Source organism: Gardnerella nova, assembly GCF_049244055.1.
GTDB classification, from domain to species: Bacteria; Actinomycetota; Actinomycetes; order Actinomycetales; family Bifidobacteriaceae; genus Bifidobacterium; species Bifidobacterium vaginale_H.
The window spans coordinates 1,129,060-1,144,909 of sequence record NZ_CP058369.1 but is presented as its reverse complement, the minus strand read 5'-3'; the positions used below and the strand labels follow the sequence as shown (position 1 = coordinate 1,144,909).

12 protein-coding genes and 1 tRNA gene are annotated in these 15,850 nt (G+C 50.2%); 7 read left to right on the top strand and 6 right to left on the bottom strand.

Annotation, left to right across the window (positions count from 1 at the left end):
* Window positions 1–104: 104 nt before the first annotated feature.
* A tRNA-Ser gene (locus HXT56_RS04580) sits at window positions 105–189 on the top strand.
* A gap of 581 nt (window positions 190–770) precedes the next feature.
* Here HXT56_RS04580 and rfbB read toward each other — a convergent pair.
* Window positions 771–1,853: a dTDP-glucose 4,6-dehydratase gene (gene rfbB / locus HXT56_RS04575; protein ID WP_421777870.1), complete on the bottom strand. Its 1,083-nt coding sequence runs from the start codon at window positions 1,851–1,853 to the stop codon at window positions 771–773.
* 233 nt (window positions 1,854–2,086) lie between these two features.
* Between rfbB and HXT56_RS04570 the strand changes: the two genes are divergently transcribed.
* The 5 genes from HXT56_RS04570 to HXT56_RS04550 all read left to right on the top strand — a co-directional run bounded on the left by HXT56_RS04570 (window position 2,087) and on the right by HXT56_RS04550 (window position 7,496).
* Window positions 2,087–3,277 (top strand): DMT family transporter, encoded by a 1,191-nt coding sequence (locus HXT56_RS04570; RefSeq protein ID WP_421777869.1) that lies wholly within the window; start codon window positions 2,087–2,089, stop codon window positions 3,275–3,277.
* Window positions 3,278–3,335: 58 nt separating this feature from the next.
* On the top strand, window positions 3,336–4,346 hold the full coding sequence (locus tag HXT56_RS04565; RefSeq protein WP_116711998.1) for a ribokinase: 1,011 nt from the start codon (window positions 3,336–3,338) through the stop codon (window positions 4,344–4,346).
* A 235-nt stretch (window positions 4,347–4,581) separates the two neighbouring features.
* Entirely contained in the window at window positions 4,582–5,595 is a 1,014-nt protein-coding gene (locus tag HXT56_RS04560; RefSeq protein WP_421777868.1) for a ribose-phosphate diphosphokinase, read from the top strand.
* A gap of 123 nt (window positions 5,596–5,718) precedes the next feature.
* A complete protein-coding gene (locus tag HXT56_RS04555) occupies window positions 5,719–6,045 on the top strand; it encodes an ACT domain-containing protein (protein WP_421777867.1) in 327 nt (108 codons plus the stop codon).
* 86 nt (window positions 6,046–6,131) lie between these two features.
* The gene (locus HXT56_RS04550) at window positions 6,132–7,496 is read left to right on the top strand and encodes a PFL family protein (protein ID WP_250309910.1); all 1,365 of its coding nucleotides are present in this window, start codon (window positions 6,132–6,134) and stop codon (window positions 7,494–7,496) included.
* Here HXT56_RS04550 and HXT56_RS04545 read toward each other — a convergent pair.
* From HXT56_RS04545 to HXT56_RS04525, 5 genes are all read right to left on the bottom strand, one after another.
* A complete protein-coding gene (locus HXT56_RS04545) occupies window positions 7,486–7,848 on the bottom strand; it encodes a hypothetical protein (RefSeq protein ID WP_421777866.1) in 363 nt (120 codons plus the stop codon). The two genes, HXT56_RS04550 and HXT56_RS04545, sit on opposite strands and share 11 nt — an antisense overlap.
* A 195-nt stretch (window positions 7,849–8,043) precedes the next feature.
* Window positions 8,044–8,796 (bottom strand): peptide ABC transporter permease, encoded by a 753-nt coding sequence (locus HXT56_RS04540; protein WP_421778493.1) that lies wholly within the window; start codon window positions 8,794–8,796, stop codon window positions 8,044–8,046.
* A 268-nt stretch (window positions 8,797–9,064) separates the two neighbouring features.
* Window positions 9,065–10,126, bottom strand: coding sequence for an A/G-specific adenine glycosylase (locus HXT56_RS04535; RefSeq protein WP_421777865.1), 1,062 nt, complete (start codon window positions 10,124–10,126; stop codon window positions 9,065–9,067).
* Window positions 10,127–10,172: 46 nt separating this feature from the next.
* Entirely contained in the window at window positions 10,173–10,862 is a 690-nt protein-coding gene (locus HXT56_RS04530) for a tRNA (cytidine(34)-2'-O)-methyltransferase (RefSeq protein ID WP_421777864.1), read from the bottom strand.
* A 639-nt stretch (window positions 10,863–11,501) separates the two neighbouring features.
* Entirely contained in the window at window positions 11,502–11,894 is a 393-nt protein-coding gene (locus tag HXT56_RS04525; RefSeq protein WP_421777863.1) for a hypothetical protein, read from the bottom strand.
* A gap of 152 nt (window positions 11,895–12,046) precedes the next feature.
* On the opposite strand from HXT56_RS04525, the gene rpoB reads away from it, so the two are divergent.
* Window positions 12,047–15,595 carry a DNA-directed RNA polymerase subunit beta gene (gene rpoB / locus HXT56_RS04520; RefSeq protein WP_165846044.1) on the top strand — a complete coding sequence of 1,183 codons (3,549 nt, stop codon included), beginning with the start codon at window positions 12,047–12,049 and terminating at the stop codon, window positions 15,593–15,595.
* The last annotated feature ends 255 nt before the right edge of the window (window positions 15,596–15,850 follow it).

Genomic DNA, 15,850 nt, shown 5'->3' with positions numbered 1-15,850 from the left:
GGCGTTTGTAGCGTCGGCGCGCGCGAGTTTGCAATATCCGCGATTTGTGGTACTCTATTTAAGTTGTCTGCTTAGCAAGCATTTAGTTGCTGGGCAAACAGTTTGGAGAATTCGCCTAGTGGTCTATGGCGCACGCTTGGAAAGCGTGTTGGTGTAACAGCCTCACGAGTTCGAATCTCGTATTCTCCGCGAGTAGGGTTTCTAGCCAATCGCTAGAAGCCCTTTTTTCATGCCGAAAACCCCGATATATCAACGTTTTGCCGCTTACCCTTAATCCGATTTTGCGCGACGACCTGCTTGAGCGCTGCGATTTAGCGCGCGAAAGCAACTCGGAGCGCCGAGCTTGCTCAAGGTTGAAAGCACGGTGTGCTTTCAACGCAAGCGAGGTCTGCCTTCGTCTCGATTGACGAAGGCAGGGCAGAGTCGTGTGGTGATACTTAGAAACTAGGTTGTGGTTGGTGTGCGCTGACGACCTGCTTGAGCGCTGCGATTTAGCGCGCGAAAGCAACTCGGAGCGGAAACTCGCTTAGGTTGGAAGTCCGGGGGACTTCCAACCTAAGCGAGTTTCGTAAGTGAGCGTTACTCCCGCAGTACGCAATCTGCGTTAGTAACGTATAATCCTGTTTTTCCGTTACTTCCGCAGTACGCAATCTGCGTGGGTGTCTCTAAACCACCAGAATGGGACACGGGTGCAGAAAGTGTACTGCACCAGTGTCTGAAGATAGGCAAAATCAGACCCTAACGCAGTACGCAATCTGCGTTAATAACGCCTAATGCCCCAACGCCGCGTAATGCTGCTCAACTTGCGCTTTAATAGGCCGCCACAAATCAGCATGAGACGCGTACCACGCAATAGTTTCCTGCAATCCCTGTTGGAAATTAGTATGTTGCGGCTCCCATTCAAGTTGCGTACGAATTTTCATACTATTAAGTGAGTACTTGCGATCTTCTCCCGGTCGTGGCTGTACGTGCACTACATTCGTTTCCGGAACGCCCATTATATGTAGCAACATTCGCAATACGTCACGATTACTCATCTCGCATTGCGTCCCAATATTATATGTTTCACAGATTGTTCCACGCGTCAACACATGCCATATTGCGTCGCAATTATCTTCAACGTGAATCCAGTTGCGTATCGAATCTCCCTTGCCGTACAACTTTGCCGACATATTGCACATAATATTGGTAATCTGCCGCGGAATAAACTTCTCAATATGCTGGCGCGGACCGTAATTATTGCCACTGCAAGAAATAGTTGCGCGCAATCCGTAAGTCCTGCTCCAAGCGCGTACGAGGTGATCTCCCGCAGCTTTGCTTGCAGAATACGGACTAGACGGACGATACGGACTCGTCTCGTCAAATCTGCACGCGCTATCAATAGGCAAGTCTCCGTAAACTTCGTCAGTACTTACTTGGTGGAAACGAATGTCATATTTTCGCGCGAAATTAATTAGTACGTGCGTACCTAAAATATTTGTGTTTACAAACGGATCTGAACATTCGATTGCGTTGTCGTTGTGCGATTCCGCAGCAAAATTTACGATTGCGTCGATTGCTGGCATTGACTTTTCTGCAGCAGTTTTGTGCTGAGTATGGGGATTGAGTAGTTGGTCCACCAAATTTGCGTCTCGAATATCCCCACGAATAAAAGCGTAGCGGCTACTTACAAAATCTTGCGGCAATTCATACAAATTCGCCATATTGCCGGCGTAAGTAAGCGAGTCCAGTACTGTAACTGCAACTTCCGGATGATATTTCGCTACGTAATGCACAAAATTTGATCCAATAAATCCGGCGCCGCCTGTTACAAGTATGTGAAAAGGTGTAAATATATCGCATTTCATACTCATACGTTCATTATATATTTTTGCTATTTGATTGTTATTTGATTGTTGTCTGATTGTTGTCTGATTGTTATTTGATTGTTGCTTGATTGTATAGAAAATATTTAAGCAGTATATTTCGTTGTTGCTTTTGTTTGTGATAGCATTGATTGCTTTTGTTTGTGATAGTAATTGGTTGAGTAGATGTGCAATAATTGCTGCATGGTTGGTTGCTTAGGGGATACGAGGTGAGTCTGACAATGTCAATGTTTACGTGGCATCGCAATAGTTGCGTAGCGGATTCGCCTAAACGAAATGAGGATTTGCAAACGAAGGAATCTTCGGTAGCGTATGAGACGCGTGGGGAGCAAGTAGCGAAAGTAGCGAAAGTAGCGCAAGAAACGCAGGAAACGCAAGTAGCGAAAGTATCGAAAGTATCGAATGTAGCGCAGGAAACGCAAGAAACGCACGCAACCGGTTCCACAACTTTTGACACGTCAAAAGCCGCCGCACAAGCGATTGCCGATACTCCGAATCGCCCTAATCCCGCTCTTAATCATTCCACAAACGCGATTTTCGTTGGAATTGTTCTCACCCTTCTGGGTGGTGCGTTCTGGGGCGCCAACGCAACCGTATCGAAAATACTGATGTCAACGTACCACGTCTCCCCGTTGCAAATAGCGTGCGTGCGTCAAATCGCCGCCGGCATATTGTTCAGCATTACCGCTGCAGCCTGCACGCCGCAAAAGATTACGGGAGCGGTAAAATCCGGTCGCACATGGCTTTCGATGGCAGTTACCGGCATAGTTTGCGTGCTGCTTACGCAAGTTTCGTATTTGTGTACAATCGACTGGACTAATTCCGGCACTGCCACGGTGCTGCAAAGTCTGAACCTTCTTTTTGTGCTGGTTTATGTGTGCTTGCACACGCGTCGCACCCCGACCAAACGCGAAACTATCGGCGTTATTCTAGCGTTTCTTGGCACTGCTTTAATGGCGACGGGCGGCAATTTCTCCTCACTTTCGCTGCCGATTATGGGCTTGCTTTGGGGCCTTGCGGATGCGGCTTCTACGGCGGCGCTCGCTATTATGCCGGTAAAGTTGATTGCAAAATGGGGAAATCTTACGGTAAACGGCATCACTTTTATTATTTCGGGGTTGATTATGCTGCCGTTCGTGCGGCCTTGGGCAACTTTGCCGCCGCTTGATTGGCGCGCGCTTTTGCTGTTTACTTTTACGATTGTTGCCGGCACTTTTGGCGCGTACTGGCTGTTTCTTGAGGGTATTATGCGCGTCGGTTCCGTGCGAGGTACGCTTCTTGGTGCGAGCGAGCCGGTTACTGCGGCTGTTACGGCAGTGCTGTTTACGGGTGCCGTTTTTTCGTGGGCAGATTTCGTTGGCTTCGGGCTGATTTTCGTTATGATGATCCTGCTTTGCAAACGCGCCGACTGACTTAAGTTACGACTTGCTTAAGTTATAAAATAAAAACTAAACAAAGAAAGGAATTTTGATGCGCTACCACGATACTTTGAACTCGTTGGATGTATTGGAAAATGTGAAGGCTGCCGACTGCGCCAAGTCCGTGATTGCGGTGGTCGGCTCAATGAACGCGGATTACACGATTGTGGCGGATCGCCTCCCAAAGCCTGGCGAAACAGTAAACGGCAGCGAGCTTAAAGTGCTCCCAGGTGGAAAGTCCGGCAATCAGGCCGTTTCTGCCGCAAAAATTGGCGCGCACGTGCGCATGTTTGGCGCTCTCGGCAGCGACCAAAATGCTGACTTCTTGCTTAATTCCTTGAACAGTGCCGGTGTCGACACCACTCATATTTTGCACGTTGACAACATTCCTAGTGGCGCCACGGTTATTACGGTTGACGCTCAGGGCGGCGAAAATACGATTGTTTACGCGCCTGGTTCTAACGCGCACGTTACGGTTCCTTATATTGAGTCTGTTAAAAGCGCTTTGACGAGTGCGCGCGTGCTGGGGCTTTGCCTAGAAAGCCCGATGGAAACGGTTACGGCTGCGGCAAAAATGGCTCACGCGGCTGGCGTAAAGGTTTTGCTTAATAATTCTCCGTTTGTGGACACTTTGCCTGCGGAGTTGATTGAGGCTGCCGATATTTTGCTTGTGAACGAGCATGAGATGGCGCAGCTGCTTCATATTGACGAGCCTGAAGATGGCAATTGGGAAGGTTTTGATTGGAATCACGCGGCTGAAGTTATGCACGACTTTGGTTTCGATGAAGCGGTGGTGACGCTTGGCGGCGACGGTTCCGTAGTTTTGCAGTATGCCGAGGAGGATTCGGTTTGTCGTATCGCTCCTCAGCGCGTTAAAGCGGTTGATACTACGGGTTGCGGAGACGCGTTTATGGGCACGGTTTTGGCTGGCTTGGCTGCCTCAATGTCGCTTCCGGACGCTGCTGCGCTCGCATCCTACGTTTCTGCTTACGCTGCGACTCGCTTTGGTGCGCAGGCTTCTTACGGAACTGTTGACGAAATTCGCGCGTATTTCGCTAAATAATTTGTTTGCGTAAGTAATTTGTTTGCGTAAGTAATTTCTTAAGTATTGCGTAAGTAATTTGCTTGCTTAAGTAATTGCTTGCGCAACTTTTTTACGTAACTTTTGCGTAATTATTTGCGTAATTATTTGCGAAACTTTTGCGTAAATCACCGCTGTGTCTTCTCTGGCGCGGCAACTGCTAAAATAGAAAACGACTCTGTCACTGTACATGCAATTTGCAAGCGGGAAGGCAATTATGTCAGTAATTCTTGAAGGCGATTCAAAAAAGCAGATGATGCTGGTTACGGGTCGTGCGTATCCGGAACTTGCCAAAGAAACTGCGCAATACCTTGGTATTGACGTGCTTGAGACAACTGCCTACGACTTTGCGAATGGCGAAATGTACGTGCGTTTTACGCAGCCGGTTCGCGGATCGGATGTTTTTGTGCTTCAAGCGCATACGAATCCTATTAACAATTGGATTATGGAACAGCTGCTTATGGTTGATTCCTTGCGCCGCGCTTCTGCCCGCAGTATTAACGTGGTGGCACCATTCTTCGGATACTCGCGTCAGGATAAAAAGCATCAGGGCCGCGAGCCAATTACCGCGCGCCTCATGTTTGATTTGTTCCGCGCGGCCGGAGCGACTCGTATTTTGACGGTTGACATGCACGCCACGCAGGAGCAGGGATTCTTCGACGGCCCGGTCGACCATTTAACCGCCATGCCAGTGCTAATCGACTACGTGCGCAACTCTATGAAACTCAACAACGCAACTATCGTTTCTCCTGACGCAGGGCGCATTAAGGTTTCCGAACAGTGGGCTGCGAAACTTGGCGATTTGCCGCTAGCGTTTATCCACAAAACTCGCGATATTACGCGTCCTAATCACGCTGAAGCTCACGGAATTATCGGTGAAATTCAAGGCCGCGACTGCATTGTGGTCGACGATATGATCGACACTGCCGGCACTATTTGTGAGGCTGTGCGCACGTTGCGTGGGGCGGGAGCGAAGTCTGTTACTTTGGTTGCAACGCACGCGCTACTTTCCGGGCCTGCTATAGAGCGTTTGAAGGCTGCGGGCGTGCGCGAAATTATTGTGACGGATACGGTGCCTGTGCCGGAGGAGAAGCGACTTGATAATATGACGGTGCTTTCGATTGCGCCGTTGCTTGCCGCTGGTATTCGTTCCGTGTTCCGCTCTGGTTCGCTCGTATCTTTGCGCAACGCGCTTCCGGAAGATATGAAGCACCATAATATTTACGCATGAAACTTACGTATAAAACTTACGCATGAAACTTACGCATAATATTTACGCATGAAACTTACGTAAAAATATAAAATAAAACAAAGCAAATCCGCACACGCGGTTTCACAACGGCAGGAGGCAAATATGGTCGCCAATACTACAGTTGCAGAAAATCAGGAATCGCTTTCCAAAGGCGACGCTTCCAAGGCGATTATTACCGTTGTCGGTTGCGATACTGTCGGCATTATTGCGAAAGTTACTTCGCACGCAGCCGAGCATAACGTAAACATTTTGAATATTTCGCAAACAATCGTCGACGGATTCTTCAACATGATGATGATTGTGGATACGGCTACTATGGATTGCGAATTTGGCGAGTTTGCAGACGGCTTGGAGTCGCTTGGTGCCGAAATTGGCGTGCGAATCCGCTGCCAGCGTAGCAATATTTTCACTGCAATGCACAGAATCTGAAATGTGCGAAATCTAGAATGTACGGAATCTAAACAAACGTAAAATCTGAAACGCACGGAATCTAAACAAACGTAAGGAAGTGTGCCATGCTCAACCTGATGGAAGTAAGCGAAACCAATTCGATGATTGAGCAAGAACAGCTCGACGTTCGCACAATCACCATGGGAATCAACCTGCTCGACTGTGCTTCGGAAAATCTGCAGGACGTGTGCCGCAATGTTGAGGCAAAAATTACGCGTCTTGCGAAAGACCTCGTCAAAACCGGCAACGACATTTCGCACGAATACGGGATTCCAATCGTAAATAAGCGCATCACCGTAACGCCGATTTCGCTGGTGGGCGCCTCCGCTTGCAAAAAGCCGGAAGATTTCGTGCAAATTGCGCACGCACTAGATAGGGCAGCGCACACGGTTGGAGTCGATTTAATCGGCGGATATTCTGCGCTTCCCGCAAAGTCCATGACCGCCGCCGACCGCATGCTTATTGAGTCGCTTCCGCAAGCGTTGAGCGAGACGGAAATCGTGTGCTCATCAGTGAACGTCGGATCGACGCGCACCGGTATCGACATGGATTGCGTGGAGCTGCTTGGGCGCATTATTAAGCAGATTGCTGAAGCGACTGCCGCCAACGACTCCTACGGCTGCGTAAAATTTGTGGCTTTTTGCAACGCTCCGGACGACAATCCGTTCATGGCTGGCGGATTCCACGGCGTTACTGAAGGCGACGCGGTGATAAACGTGGGCGTGTCCGGACCGGGCGTTGTGTCGTGCGCACTGGATGCGGCTCGCGGCAAAGACTTCGCTTTCCTGTGCGAAACGATTAAGCGCACGGCGTTTAAGATTACGCGAGTGGGGCAGCTGGTTGCGCAGGAGGCTTCGCGTAGGCTTGGCGTGCCGTTCGGAATTATTGATTTGTCGCTGGCGCCAACGCCTGCAGTTGGGGATTCCGTTGGCGAAGTGCTTGAGAAGATTGGCTTGGAGCAGGTTGGTGCGCCTGGCACGACCGCGGCGCTCGCAATGCTTAACGATCAGGTGAAGAAGGGCGGAATTATGGCCAGCAGCTACGTTGGTGGACTTTCCGGAGCGTTTATACCGGTTTCGGAAGATGCGAATATGATTGCCGCCGCGAAGTCTGGTTGCTTGACGATTGAGAAGCTTGAGGCGATGACTTGCGTATGCTCGGTCGGTTTGGACATGATTGCGATTCCGGGGGATACGTCCGCCGCGACGATTTCCGGCATGATTGCGGACGAATCTGCGATCGGCATGATTAACCAGAAGACCACCGCCGTGCGCATCATTCCGGTAGTTGGCAAGGGCGTTGGCGAGATGGCGAACTTCGGCGGTTTGATGGGGTATGCGCCGATTATTCCAGTGAATCAGACCAGCTGCGAAGCGTTTGTGACGCGCGGCGGGCGTATTCCGGCGCCTGTTCACAGTTTTAAGAACTAACGGACGCTCCGACCTGCTTGAGCGCTGCATTGCGCGCGCGAAAGCAGCTCGGAGCGGAAACTCCGGAGAAAAATCTCCGGAGAATGTTCCAAAAAACGGCCAAAACAGCAACAAACGCCGGGAATTTTCCGGCAAATGTTCCAAAAAACCACCAAAATAGCAACAAACGCCGGAAATTCTCCCGCAAATGTTCCACAAAACCACCAAAACAGCAACAAACGCCGGAAATTCTCCGGCAAATGTTCCACAAAACCACCAAAACAGCAACAAACGCCGGAAATTCTCCCGCAAATGTTCCAAAAAACCACCAAAATAGCAACAAATGCCGGAAATTCTCCCGCAAATGTTCCACAAAACCACCAAAATAGCAACAAATGCCGGAGTTTTTCCGGCAAATGTTCCAAAAAACGGCCAAAAAGCTCGCGCGGATTGCGACGCGCTCGCTACGAAACTCGCGTTGAAAGCACCCCGTGCTTCCAACGCGAGCGAGTTTCCGCTCCGAGTTGCCTTCGCGCGCTATATCGCAGCGCTCAGGCAGGTCGTCGCGCTACTGCACGTTGATCAGCACCGGCTCGCTGCGTAGCCCAGGCACGCGTTTGTGCACAATTCGGGCCACGTAAGTTCCGCGGTTCACTTTCGGCAGGTTTTCGTCCGCGACGCAACCCACGCCGGAAGTTGCGTTAGTATTCCACGTAATCTTTTTCTCGTAACGATCGCCTTTTGCCATCAGCAACGGCTTGAGCGTGCCATCGCACACATCCGAACGCCACACTGCGTGCGATAAGAAATCGTTCTTCCTAGCGTTTTTAACTTGGGTATCGTCGGCTTCTTTATGAGCATCTTTGCCCGTATTATCTGTATTTCCGCCGTTACTTTTGCCGTTATTTCCGCCGTTACTTTTGTCGCCGCCGTTTGCCGCGTTGTTTTCCGAGTCGGTTGCGTTGTTAATAGCGAGCACAGCGTTCATATCTGACGCGTCGATAAGACACGAAGTATTCCCTTCGTACACAAAGCGTTCCGTAAGTTCCACGCTGCCACCCATTGGCACATTCTGCGATTTAGTAGACAGCTCCAAGCGTATGTCGCGCGCGTTGCAACGTTTCGTCAAACCAACCGGACGCGGATCCGGCACCGCTTTTTTGGTGACGTTCACTTCGTGCCCTGAAAACGTGGTGCCAATTGCCGCAATGCCCTTTCCTAAACTAATAACGCAAAAAACCAGCAGCGATAGTAGGAGGATCAGCACCACGCTCACAAAAATGCGCCGACGAAGGTACATGTTTCGTCGCGCCGCGCTCATGTTGCGCAAACGATTCGTGCCATGCTGCTGACCCTTACCGCGCAATGTGTCAGTACCACGCGCTGCATTGCGCTGTGCCGCGCGCTGTGGTTGCGCGCCCGCTTTGCGCTGCGACTTACGTGGGAACATGGCTGGCAATGACATACTCACCATTGTAATACATGGGTCGATGAGGCGAATGTTGTGTAATAATTGCGGAATTAAGTAAGTTTGTAATTAAGTAAGTGCGAATCGCAAAATACAGCCATCTTTACGGCAAACGTTACCTTTATGGCAACGTTACTGTTCCGTCCTCAAGCACAACGATAAGTCCATCGTTATCAAGTGACGCAATGCACTCGCCAAGTTGTGCTTGATTTGACCATAAAGCGTTAATTTCATTGCGCTGTAAAGAATGTTGTTGCGTATGTTGTTGCGTATGTTGTTGCGTATGTTGTTGCGTATGTTGTTGCGAAATTTGTGACGAAATTTGTGACGAATGTGCTTTGCGTAACGCTTGCAAAATAATGCCGCGCACCTGACGATTAGTCCCAGCAAAACGTTGCTGCGGACGCGTGCGGCGCGCACCGAGACCGGGGAAACCTGCGGCTTTGAAACGGCACCACCGTTGCAGCGGGCAGGTATCGCATTGCGGTGATTGCGCTGTGCAAAGAGTGGCGCCGATTTCCATAATAGATTGATTCCATACGGAGGATGTGCAAGTAGGAGAGGATTGAGTAGGCGCGCAAGTAGGAGCAGCAGGAGAGGAGTCATTGCTTGCTGCGTCGAAGTCGCTTTTTGGCAGCACCGCAGCGGCCAACTCGCGGTCAGCATGAGTAGTGCTACCTCCGTGCGACTCGACTCCGGCAAAAGTGCGCGTAAGCACGCGGCGAATATTCGTATCAATCACCGCAACTTGCTCGCCATAAGCAAAACTGAGCACCGCGCTCGCCGTATAATCACCCACGCCAGGCAAAGCGATAAGCTCCTCGTATGTGCGCGGCAGACTATTGTGATATTCGTTCGCAACTACGCGCGCGCACTCCTGCAAACGCAAGGCGCGTCGCGGATATCCAAGGCGACCCCAAGCCGTAATAACTTCGGCAGCAGTAGCGCAACTAAGCGACTGTGCATCAGGCCAAGTTTGCATCCACGCTGTCCAATACGGCACCACGCGACTCATTTGCGTTTGCTGGCTCATCACTTCGCACACCAGCACGCCCCAAGGAGTGGTGCGACCAAAGCGCCATGGCAAGTCGCGGGCGCGCGTCTGCCAGAATAGTGCAACGCTAGAGCGTGTCAGTCGGGCTAGTTCGCTGAGTTCTTGAAGACGATAAAAATCCTGCGGCATAAGTCGTTAGTTACTATTTCGTTAGTTACTATCTCGTTACTTTTCGTTACTTGCCGCCAGCAAAACCGAGCTGTCTCCACGCTTCATACACGGCAATCGACGCGCAATTCGTAAGATTCAAACTACGAAGCGACGGTCGCATTGGAAGTCGCACCTGCTCTGCCACGTGCGGACCAGCCATAATATCCATCGGATCCGGAATATCTCCTGGTTCCGGTCCAAAAAGCAGAATATCGTTCGGTTTATACTCAATTTCGGTGTAAAGTTTCGTAGCGTTTGCGGTAAACGCAATAATTCGCGAATCCGGCATCGACTCAACCAAATTCTCAAAATTCGGGTGCAAAACAACGTGCGCCATATCGTGATAATCCAAGCCGGCGCGACGCAACTTCGTATCGTGCAAATTAAAACCGAGCGGCTCAACAAGGTGCAAAATCGTGCCGGTTACAGCGCAAAGGCGAATCGCAGAACCGGTGTTGCCAGGAATGCGAGGGGAGTAGAAGCAAAGGTGAGGGGTGTGCGTTTCGGCGCGTGCGGCATCGTCGGCGCTGAGCATGGCGTCCATAACACTAATCGGATTGCCGTGGGCATCGGTTACGAGCTCGTCCGGGCCGTAGTTTGACTTGCGATAGCCGTATTCGTACATTTGCTCTACGCGGCTTGCGGCTGCTTTGTGTGCTTCGGCTTGCTTTTCGTCTTTTTCTGCTGCTTCTTGCGTATTCTCGCTGTTATTCATGCTATTCCTTAGCTTTTTAAGTATCTTTACGTAACTTCGTAATCGTAACGTATTTAGTTTACTCGCAACTTGTATCGTTTAATATGGCGCGAGTTTCTTTACAATATGCTTGAGTTTCGTCTATGAGTTTTGTAACTGATTTAGTTTTTTGGTTTTTACGAGGCTGGAAAATTTGTGTTTGCGCACGTCCCGTCCTTCGTCGCTCTGATTGTTAAAGGTTTTCATGTTTGCTTCGTTCTCTATGAACGTTGCTTCCTCAGTCCTCTTTTAGTGCTGAACACAATTTTTCCAGCCTCTCAAAACACTAAACACAACACAAAACTCATAGACTCGTGCAGTTTGTTGCGTAAGTGCGTGGTTTGCTCAGTGCAACTAAAGTCACGTAACTAAGCTGCGGGTGGTTTGGTGGTTGGGAGATTATTCTTAGCGTGGTGTGTGCAGCAGCATGAATGCTAGTGGCTTCTAGGCAATAATACTCAACGTCAGCGGAGCGCTAATGCTAGTGTCCACTAGGTGATAAGTACTCAGTGTGTGCAGCAGCACTAATGCTAAAGCTCACTAATCAACAAGTACTCAACGTCTGCAGAGCAATAATGTTAAAGTTCACTAAGCAACAAGTAATCGCCGTTCGCAGAAGCATTACTGCAAAGCTTCATGAACATTTGCGGGAGTTTTTTCTCCGGCAAATGTTGTTGTTTTGGTGGTTTTTTGGAACATTTGCGGGAATTTTCCCAGTGTTTGTTGTTGTTTTGGTGGTTTTTTGGAACATTTGCGGGAAAAACTCCGGCAAATGTTGCTGTTTTGGCCGTTTTTTGGAACATTTGCCGGAAAATCTCCGGTATTTGTTGCTGAATTGGTGGTTTTTTGGAACATTTGCGGGAATTTTCCCGGTGTTTGTTGCTGTTTTGGTGGTTTTGTGGAACATTTGCCGGAAGATTGTAGGACGTTTGTCGCTGTTTTTATCGGTGGTGTTAGGGTGGTGAAAAGTCCGGAGTTTTTGGTAGAGTAGACAGACTGTGTAAGGTGTGTCATATAGCGGGCATGCTCATGGAACCGAAGAAGGCGCCCGCGAATCACAATATGCTTAAAAAGCACTTCATTTGCCGCGATTTTCTTTAGTTTTCAACGATTAAATAGTTAACTAGCGAGTGATAAAGGAACGTCCATTGGCTGCTGAACAAGCTATGACGAGCACCACGAAAGTCATCGCACGCGCTGACGAGCATGATATTAAACTGCACAAAGCGTCAGATCGTGTGAATTTTGGCTCCATTTGTGAGCCTATTGATGTGCCATACCTCCTCGGCGTACAAACCGACAGCTTTGATTGGTTGATCGGTTCTGAACGCTGGAAGAAGCGCGTCGCCGAAGACGAAGCAAACGGAACTCACACCGTACCTCACGTTTCCGGTCTTGACGAAGTCTTCCAGGAGATTTCCCCAATCGAGAATTTTGCTGAGACAATGAGCCTCACATTCTCCGACCCATACTTTGAAGAACCACGTCACACCGTGCTCGAGTGCAAGGAAAAGGATTACACCTACTCCGCTCCACTTTACGTGAACGCTGAGTTTGAAAACGGCGAAACCGGCGAAATTAAAAGCCAAACCGTTTTCATGGGTGACTTCCCACTGCAAACTCCACACGGCACCTTCATTATCGGCGGCACCGAGCGCGTTATCGTTTCGCAGCTCGTGCGCTCCCCAGGTGTGTACTTCGATCGCACTTCCGATCGCACTTCCGACAAGGACGTTTTCGGCGCGAAAATTATCCCAAGCCGCGGCGCATGGTTGGAATTTGAAATCGACAAGCGCGACGTTTTAGGCGTGCGCGTCGACCGCAAGCGTAAGCAATCCGCAATCGTTTTCCTTATGGCAATCGGCATGACCAAAGACGAAATTGCCGACGCCTTCCAAGGGTACCCACTCGTTTTGGATGCGCTCGCAAAGGAACCAATCGAAACGCAAGACGACGCTCTTACCGACTTGTATCGCAAGATTCGCCCAGCCGACACTGCAACTCCAGAAGCCGGCCGCAATCTCCTCGATTCCTTCTACTTCAACACAAAGCGCTACGATTTGGCTCGCGTTGGCCGCTACAAGATCAACCGCAAGCTTGGTCTCGAAGCCGACTACGGCGATCGCAGCTTGAACCGCGAAGATATTATCGCCACCATCAAGTATTTGGTAACCTTGCACTCCGGCGAAAAAACCTTCCCAGGTAAGCGCGACGGTCAAGACGTGCAGTTGCGCGTTGACGTTGACGATATCGACCACTTCGGTAACCGTCGTATCCGTCAGGTTGGCGAGTTGGTACAGAACCAGCTTCGTACCGGCTTAAGCCGCATGGAGCGCGTTGTGCGCGAACGTATGACAACGCAAGACGCTGAGGCAATTACTCCTCAGTCCTTGATCAACATTCGTCCAGTAAACGCAACAATTAAGGAATTCTTCGGAACTTCCCAGCTCAGCCAGTTTATGGATCAAAACAATCCATTGGCAGGCGTTACGAACAAGCGTCGTCTTTCCGCACTCGGCCCTGGTGGTCTTTCTCGCGACCGCGCTTCTATGGAAGTTCGAGACGTGCACCCATCCCACTTCGGACGTATGTGCCCAATCGAATCCCCAGAAGGTCCAAACATCGGTCTTATCGGTTCTTTGGCAACCTTCGGACGAATCAACCCATTCGGCTTCATCGAAACGCCATACCGCAAGGTTATTAACGGTCACGTAACGAACGAAGTCGAATACATGACCGCAGATCGCGAAGCCGAGCACGTTATTGCCCAGGCAAACCAGGAACTCGACGAAAATGGCAACTTCGTTGGCACTCAGGCGCTCGCCCGCGTGGACGAAGAAGAAGCAGTCGATGTGCCTGTGAGCACCGTAGATTACATGGACGTTTCCCCACGCCAGATGGTTTCCCTCGGCGCTTCCTTGATTCCATTCTTGGAGCACGACGAAGGCCACCGTGCATTGATGGGTACGAACATGCAGCGTCAGGCAGTGCCGCTTATTAAGTCCGAGCGACCACTCGTTGGTACCGGTTCCGAATGGCGTGCAGCAGTTGATTCCGGCGACGTAATCCTAGCTGAAAAGCCGGGCGTCGTAACCTACGTTTCTGCCGATATTATTCGCGTTATGAACGACGACGGAACCCAATCCAGCTACAAGCTTTCCAAGTTCCAGCGTTCCAACCAAACCACCTGCTACAACCAAGTGCCGCTTATTAAAGACGGCGAGCGCGTTGAAGCTGGCACGGTGCTTGCTGACGGTCCTGCAACCGAAAAGGGTGAGCTTGCGTTGGGTAAGAATTTGCTCGTTGCGTTCATGCCTTGGAACGGTTACAACTACGAGGATGCTATTATTATTTCCCAGCGTCTCGTGCAGGACGATACGCTTTCTTCCATTCATATTGAAGAATACGAAATCGACGCTCGCGAAACCAAGCTTGGTTCCGAAGAGATTACTCGCGACTTGCCAAACGTTGGTGAAGACGCGATTGCAAACCTCGACGAACGCGGTATCATTCGCATCGGTGCTGAAGTTGAAGCTGGCGACATTTTGGTTGGTAAGGTAACGCCAAAGGGTGAGACCGAACTTACTCCAGAAGAGCGTTTGCTCCGCGCAATCTTCGGCGAAAAGAGCCGCGAAGTGCGCGATACTTCGCTCCGCGTGCCACACGGCGAAACCGGTACCGTGATTGCAGTTAAGGAAATCACTCGCGAAGACGCTGAAGACGACGGCGACGAGCTTCCAAACGGCGTGAACCAAATGATTCGCGTCTACATCGCTCAGCACCGTAAGATTACGCAAGGCGATAAGCTTTCCGGCCGCCACGGCAACAAGGGTGTTATTTCCCGCATTCTTCCAGAAGAAGATATGCCGTTCTTGGCTGACGGTACTCCAGTTGACATCATGCTCAACCCGTTGGGTGTGCCTTCTCGAATGAACTTGGGCCAGGTGCTCGAGCTTCACTTGGGTTGGATTGCTCACGCTGGCTGGGATATTAACTTGGATCCAGATTTGGAAGCAGCTTGGAAGAAGTACGTGCCGCAGGGTGCTGAGCATGGCGATCCATGCACTCCGGTTGCAACCCCAGTATTCGACGGCGTTCGCCCAGAAACTTTGAAGGGCTTGCTTTCCACCACGCTCGCAAACCGTGACGGCGACAAGTTGGTTGGCTCTGATGGTAAGGCAACGTTGTTCGACGGCCGCACTGGTGAACCATTCCCGAAGCCAATTTCCGTCGGCTACATGTACATTTTGAAGCTGCATCATTTGGTTGATGATAAGATTCACGCGCGCTCCACTGGTCCTTACTCCATGATTACCCAGCAGCCGTTGGGTGGTAAGGCTCAGTTCGGCGGCCAGCGCTTCGGCGAAATGGAAGTGTGGGCGCTCGAGGCTTACGGCGCTGCTTACACCTTGCACGAAATGATGACCACGAAGTCTGATGACGTCGACGGCCGCGTGCGCGTGTATGGCGCTATTGTCAAGGGCAATAACCTTCCGCCAGCTGGTATTCCTGAATCATTCAAGGTGTTGCTTAAGGAAATGCAGTCGCTTTCCCTTAATGTTGAGGTGCTGAACGCTGAAGGCGTCGCAATCGACATGAAGGATGAGGAAGACGATCCAATTCCATCAGACGACCTTGGTTTCAACATTGGCGCTCGACCAGATTCGTCCGCCAAGGAAGACCAGATTGCTGTTGATGAACCTGAATACCAGTGATTCGGTGAGAAATAATCGAATAATCGAATAATCGAATAATACGGAACGTAAAACGGAAGTAAAACGGAAGTAAAACGGAAGTAAAACGGAAGTAAAACGGAACGATTATTTCGGAAGTAATTTCGGAAGTAATTTCGGAACGTGAAGCTGAAGTAATACGAAACGATTATTTCGAAACGTAATACGGAAAGTAATACGGAACGATTATTTCGAAACGAACACTACTTTAAGAAATTAAGAAACGTTAGAAAACAA

What these genes read in the sequence shown, in the direction of transcription:
- rpoB (WP_165846044.1), top strand. Translation starts at nt 12,047, where the DNA reads ATGACGAGCACCACGAAAGTCATCGCACGCGCTGACGAGCATGATATT.
- HXT56_RS04565 (WP_116711998.1), top strand. Translation starts at nt 3,336, where the DNA reads ATGCGCTACCACGATACTTTGAACTCGTTGGATGTATTGGAAAATGTG.
- HXT56_RS04525 (WP_421777863.1), bottom strand. Translation starts at nt 11,894, where the DNA reads ATGACACACCTTACACAGTCTGTCTACTCTACCAAAAACTCCGGACTT.
- HXT56_RS04535 (WP_421777865.1), bottom strand. Translation starts at nt 10,126, where the DNA reads ATGCCGCAGGATTTTTATCGTCTTCAAGAACTCAGCGAACTAGCCCGA.
- HXT56_RS04550 (WP_250309910.1), top strand. Translation starts at nt 6,132, where the DNA reads ATGCTCAACCTGATGGAAGTAAGCGAAACCAATTCGATGATTGAGCAA.
- HXT56_RS04555 (WP_421777867.1), top strand. Translation starts at nt 5,719, where the DNA reads ATGGTCGCCAATACTACAGTTGCAGAAAATCAGGAATCGCTTTCCAAA.
- rfbB (WP_421777870.1), bottom strand. Translation starts at nt 1,853, where the DNA reads ATGAGTATGAAATGCGATATATTTACACCTTTTCACATACTTGTAACA.
- HXT56_RS04560 (WP_421777868.1), top strand. Translation starts at nt 4,582, where the DNA reads ATGTCAGTAATTCTTGAAGGCGATTCAAAAAAGCAGATGATGCTGGTT.
- HXT56_RS04530 (WP_421777864.1), bottom strand. Translation starts at nt 10,862, where the DNA reads ATGAATAACAGCGAGAATACGCAAGAAGCAGCAGAAAAAGACGAAAAG.
- HXT56_RS04570 (WP_421777869.1), top strand. Translation starts at nt 2,087, where the DNA reads ATGTCAATGTTTACGTGGCATCGCAATAGTTGCGTAGCGGATTCGCCT.
- HXT56_RS04540 (WP_421778493.1), bottom strand. Translation starts at nt 8,796, where the DNA reads ATGAGCGCGGCGCGACGAAACATGTACCTTCGTCGGCGCATTTTTGTG.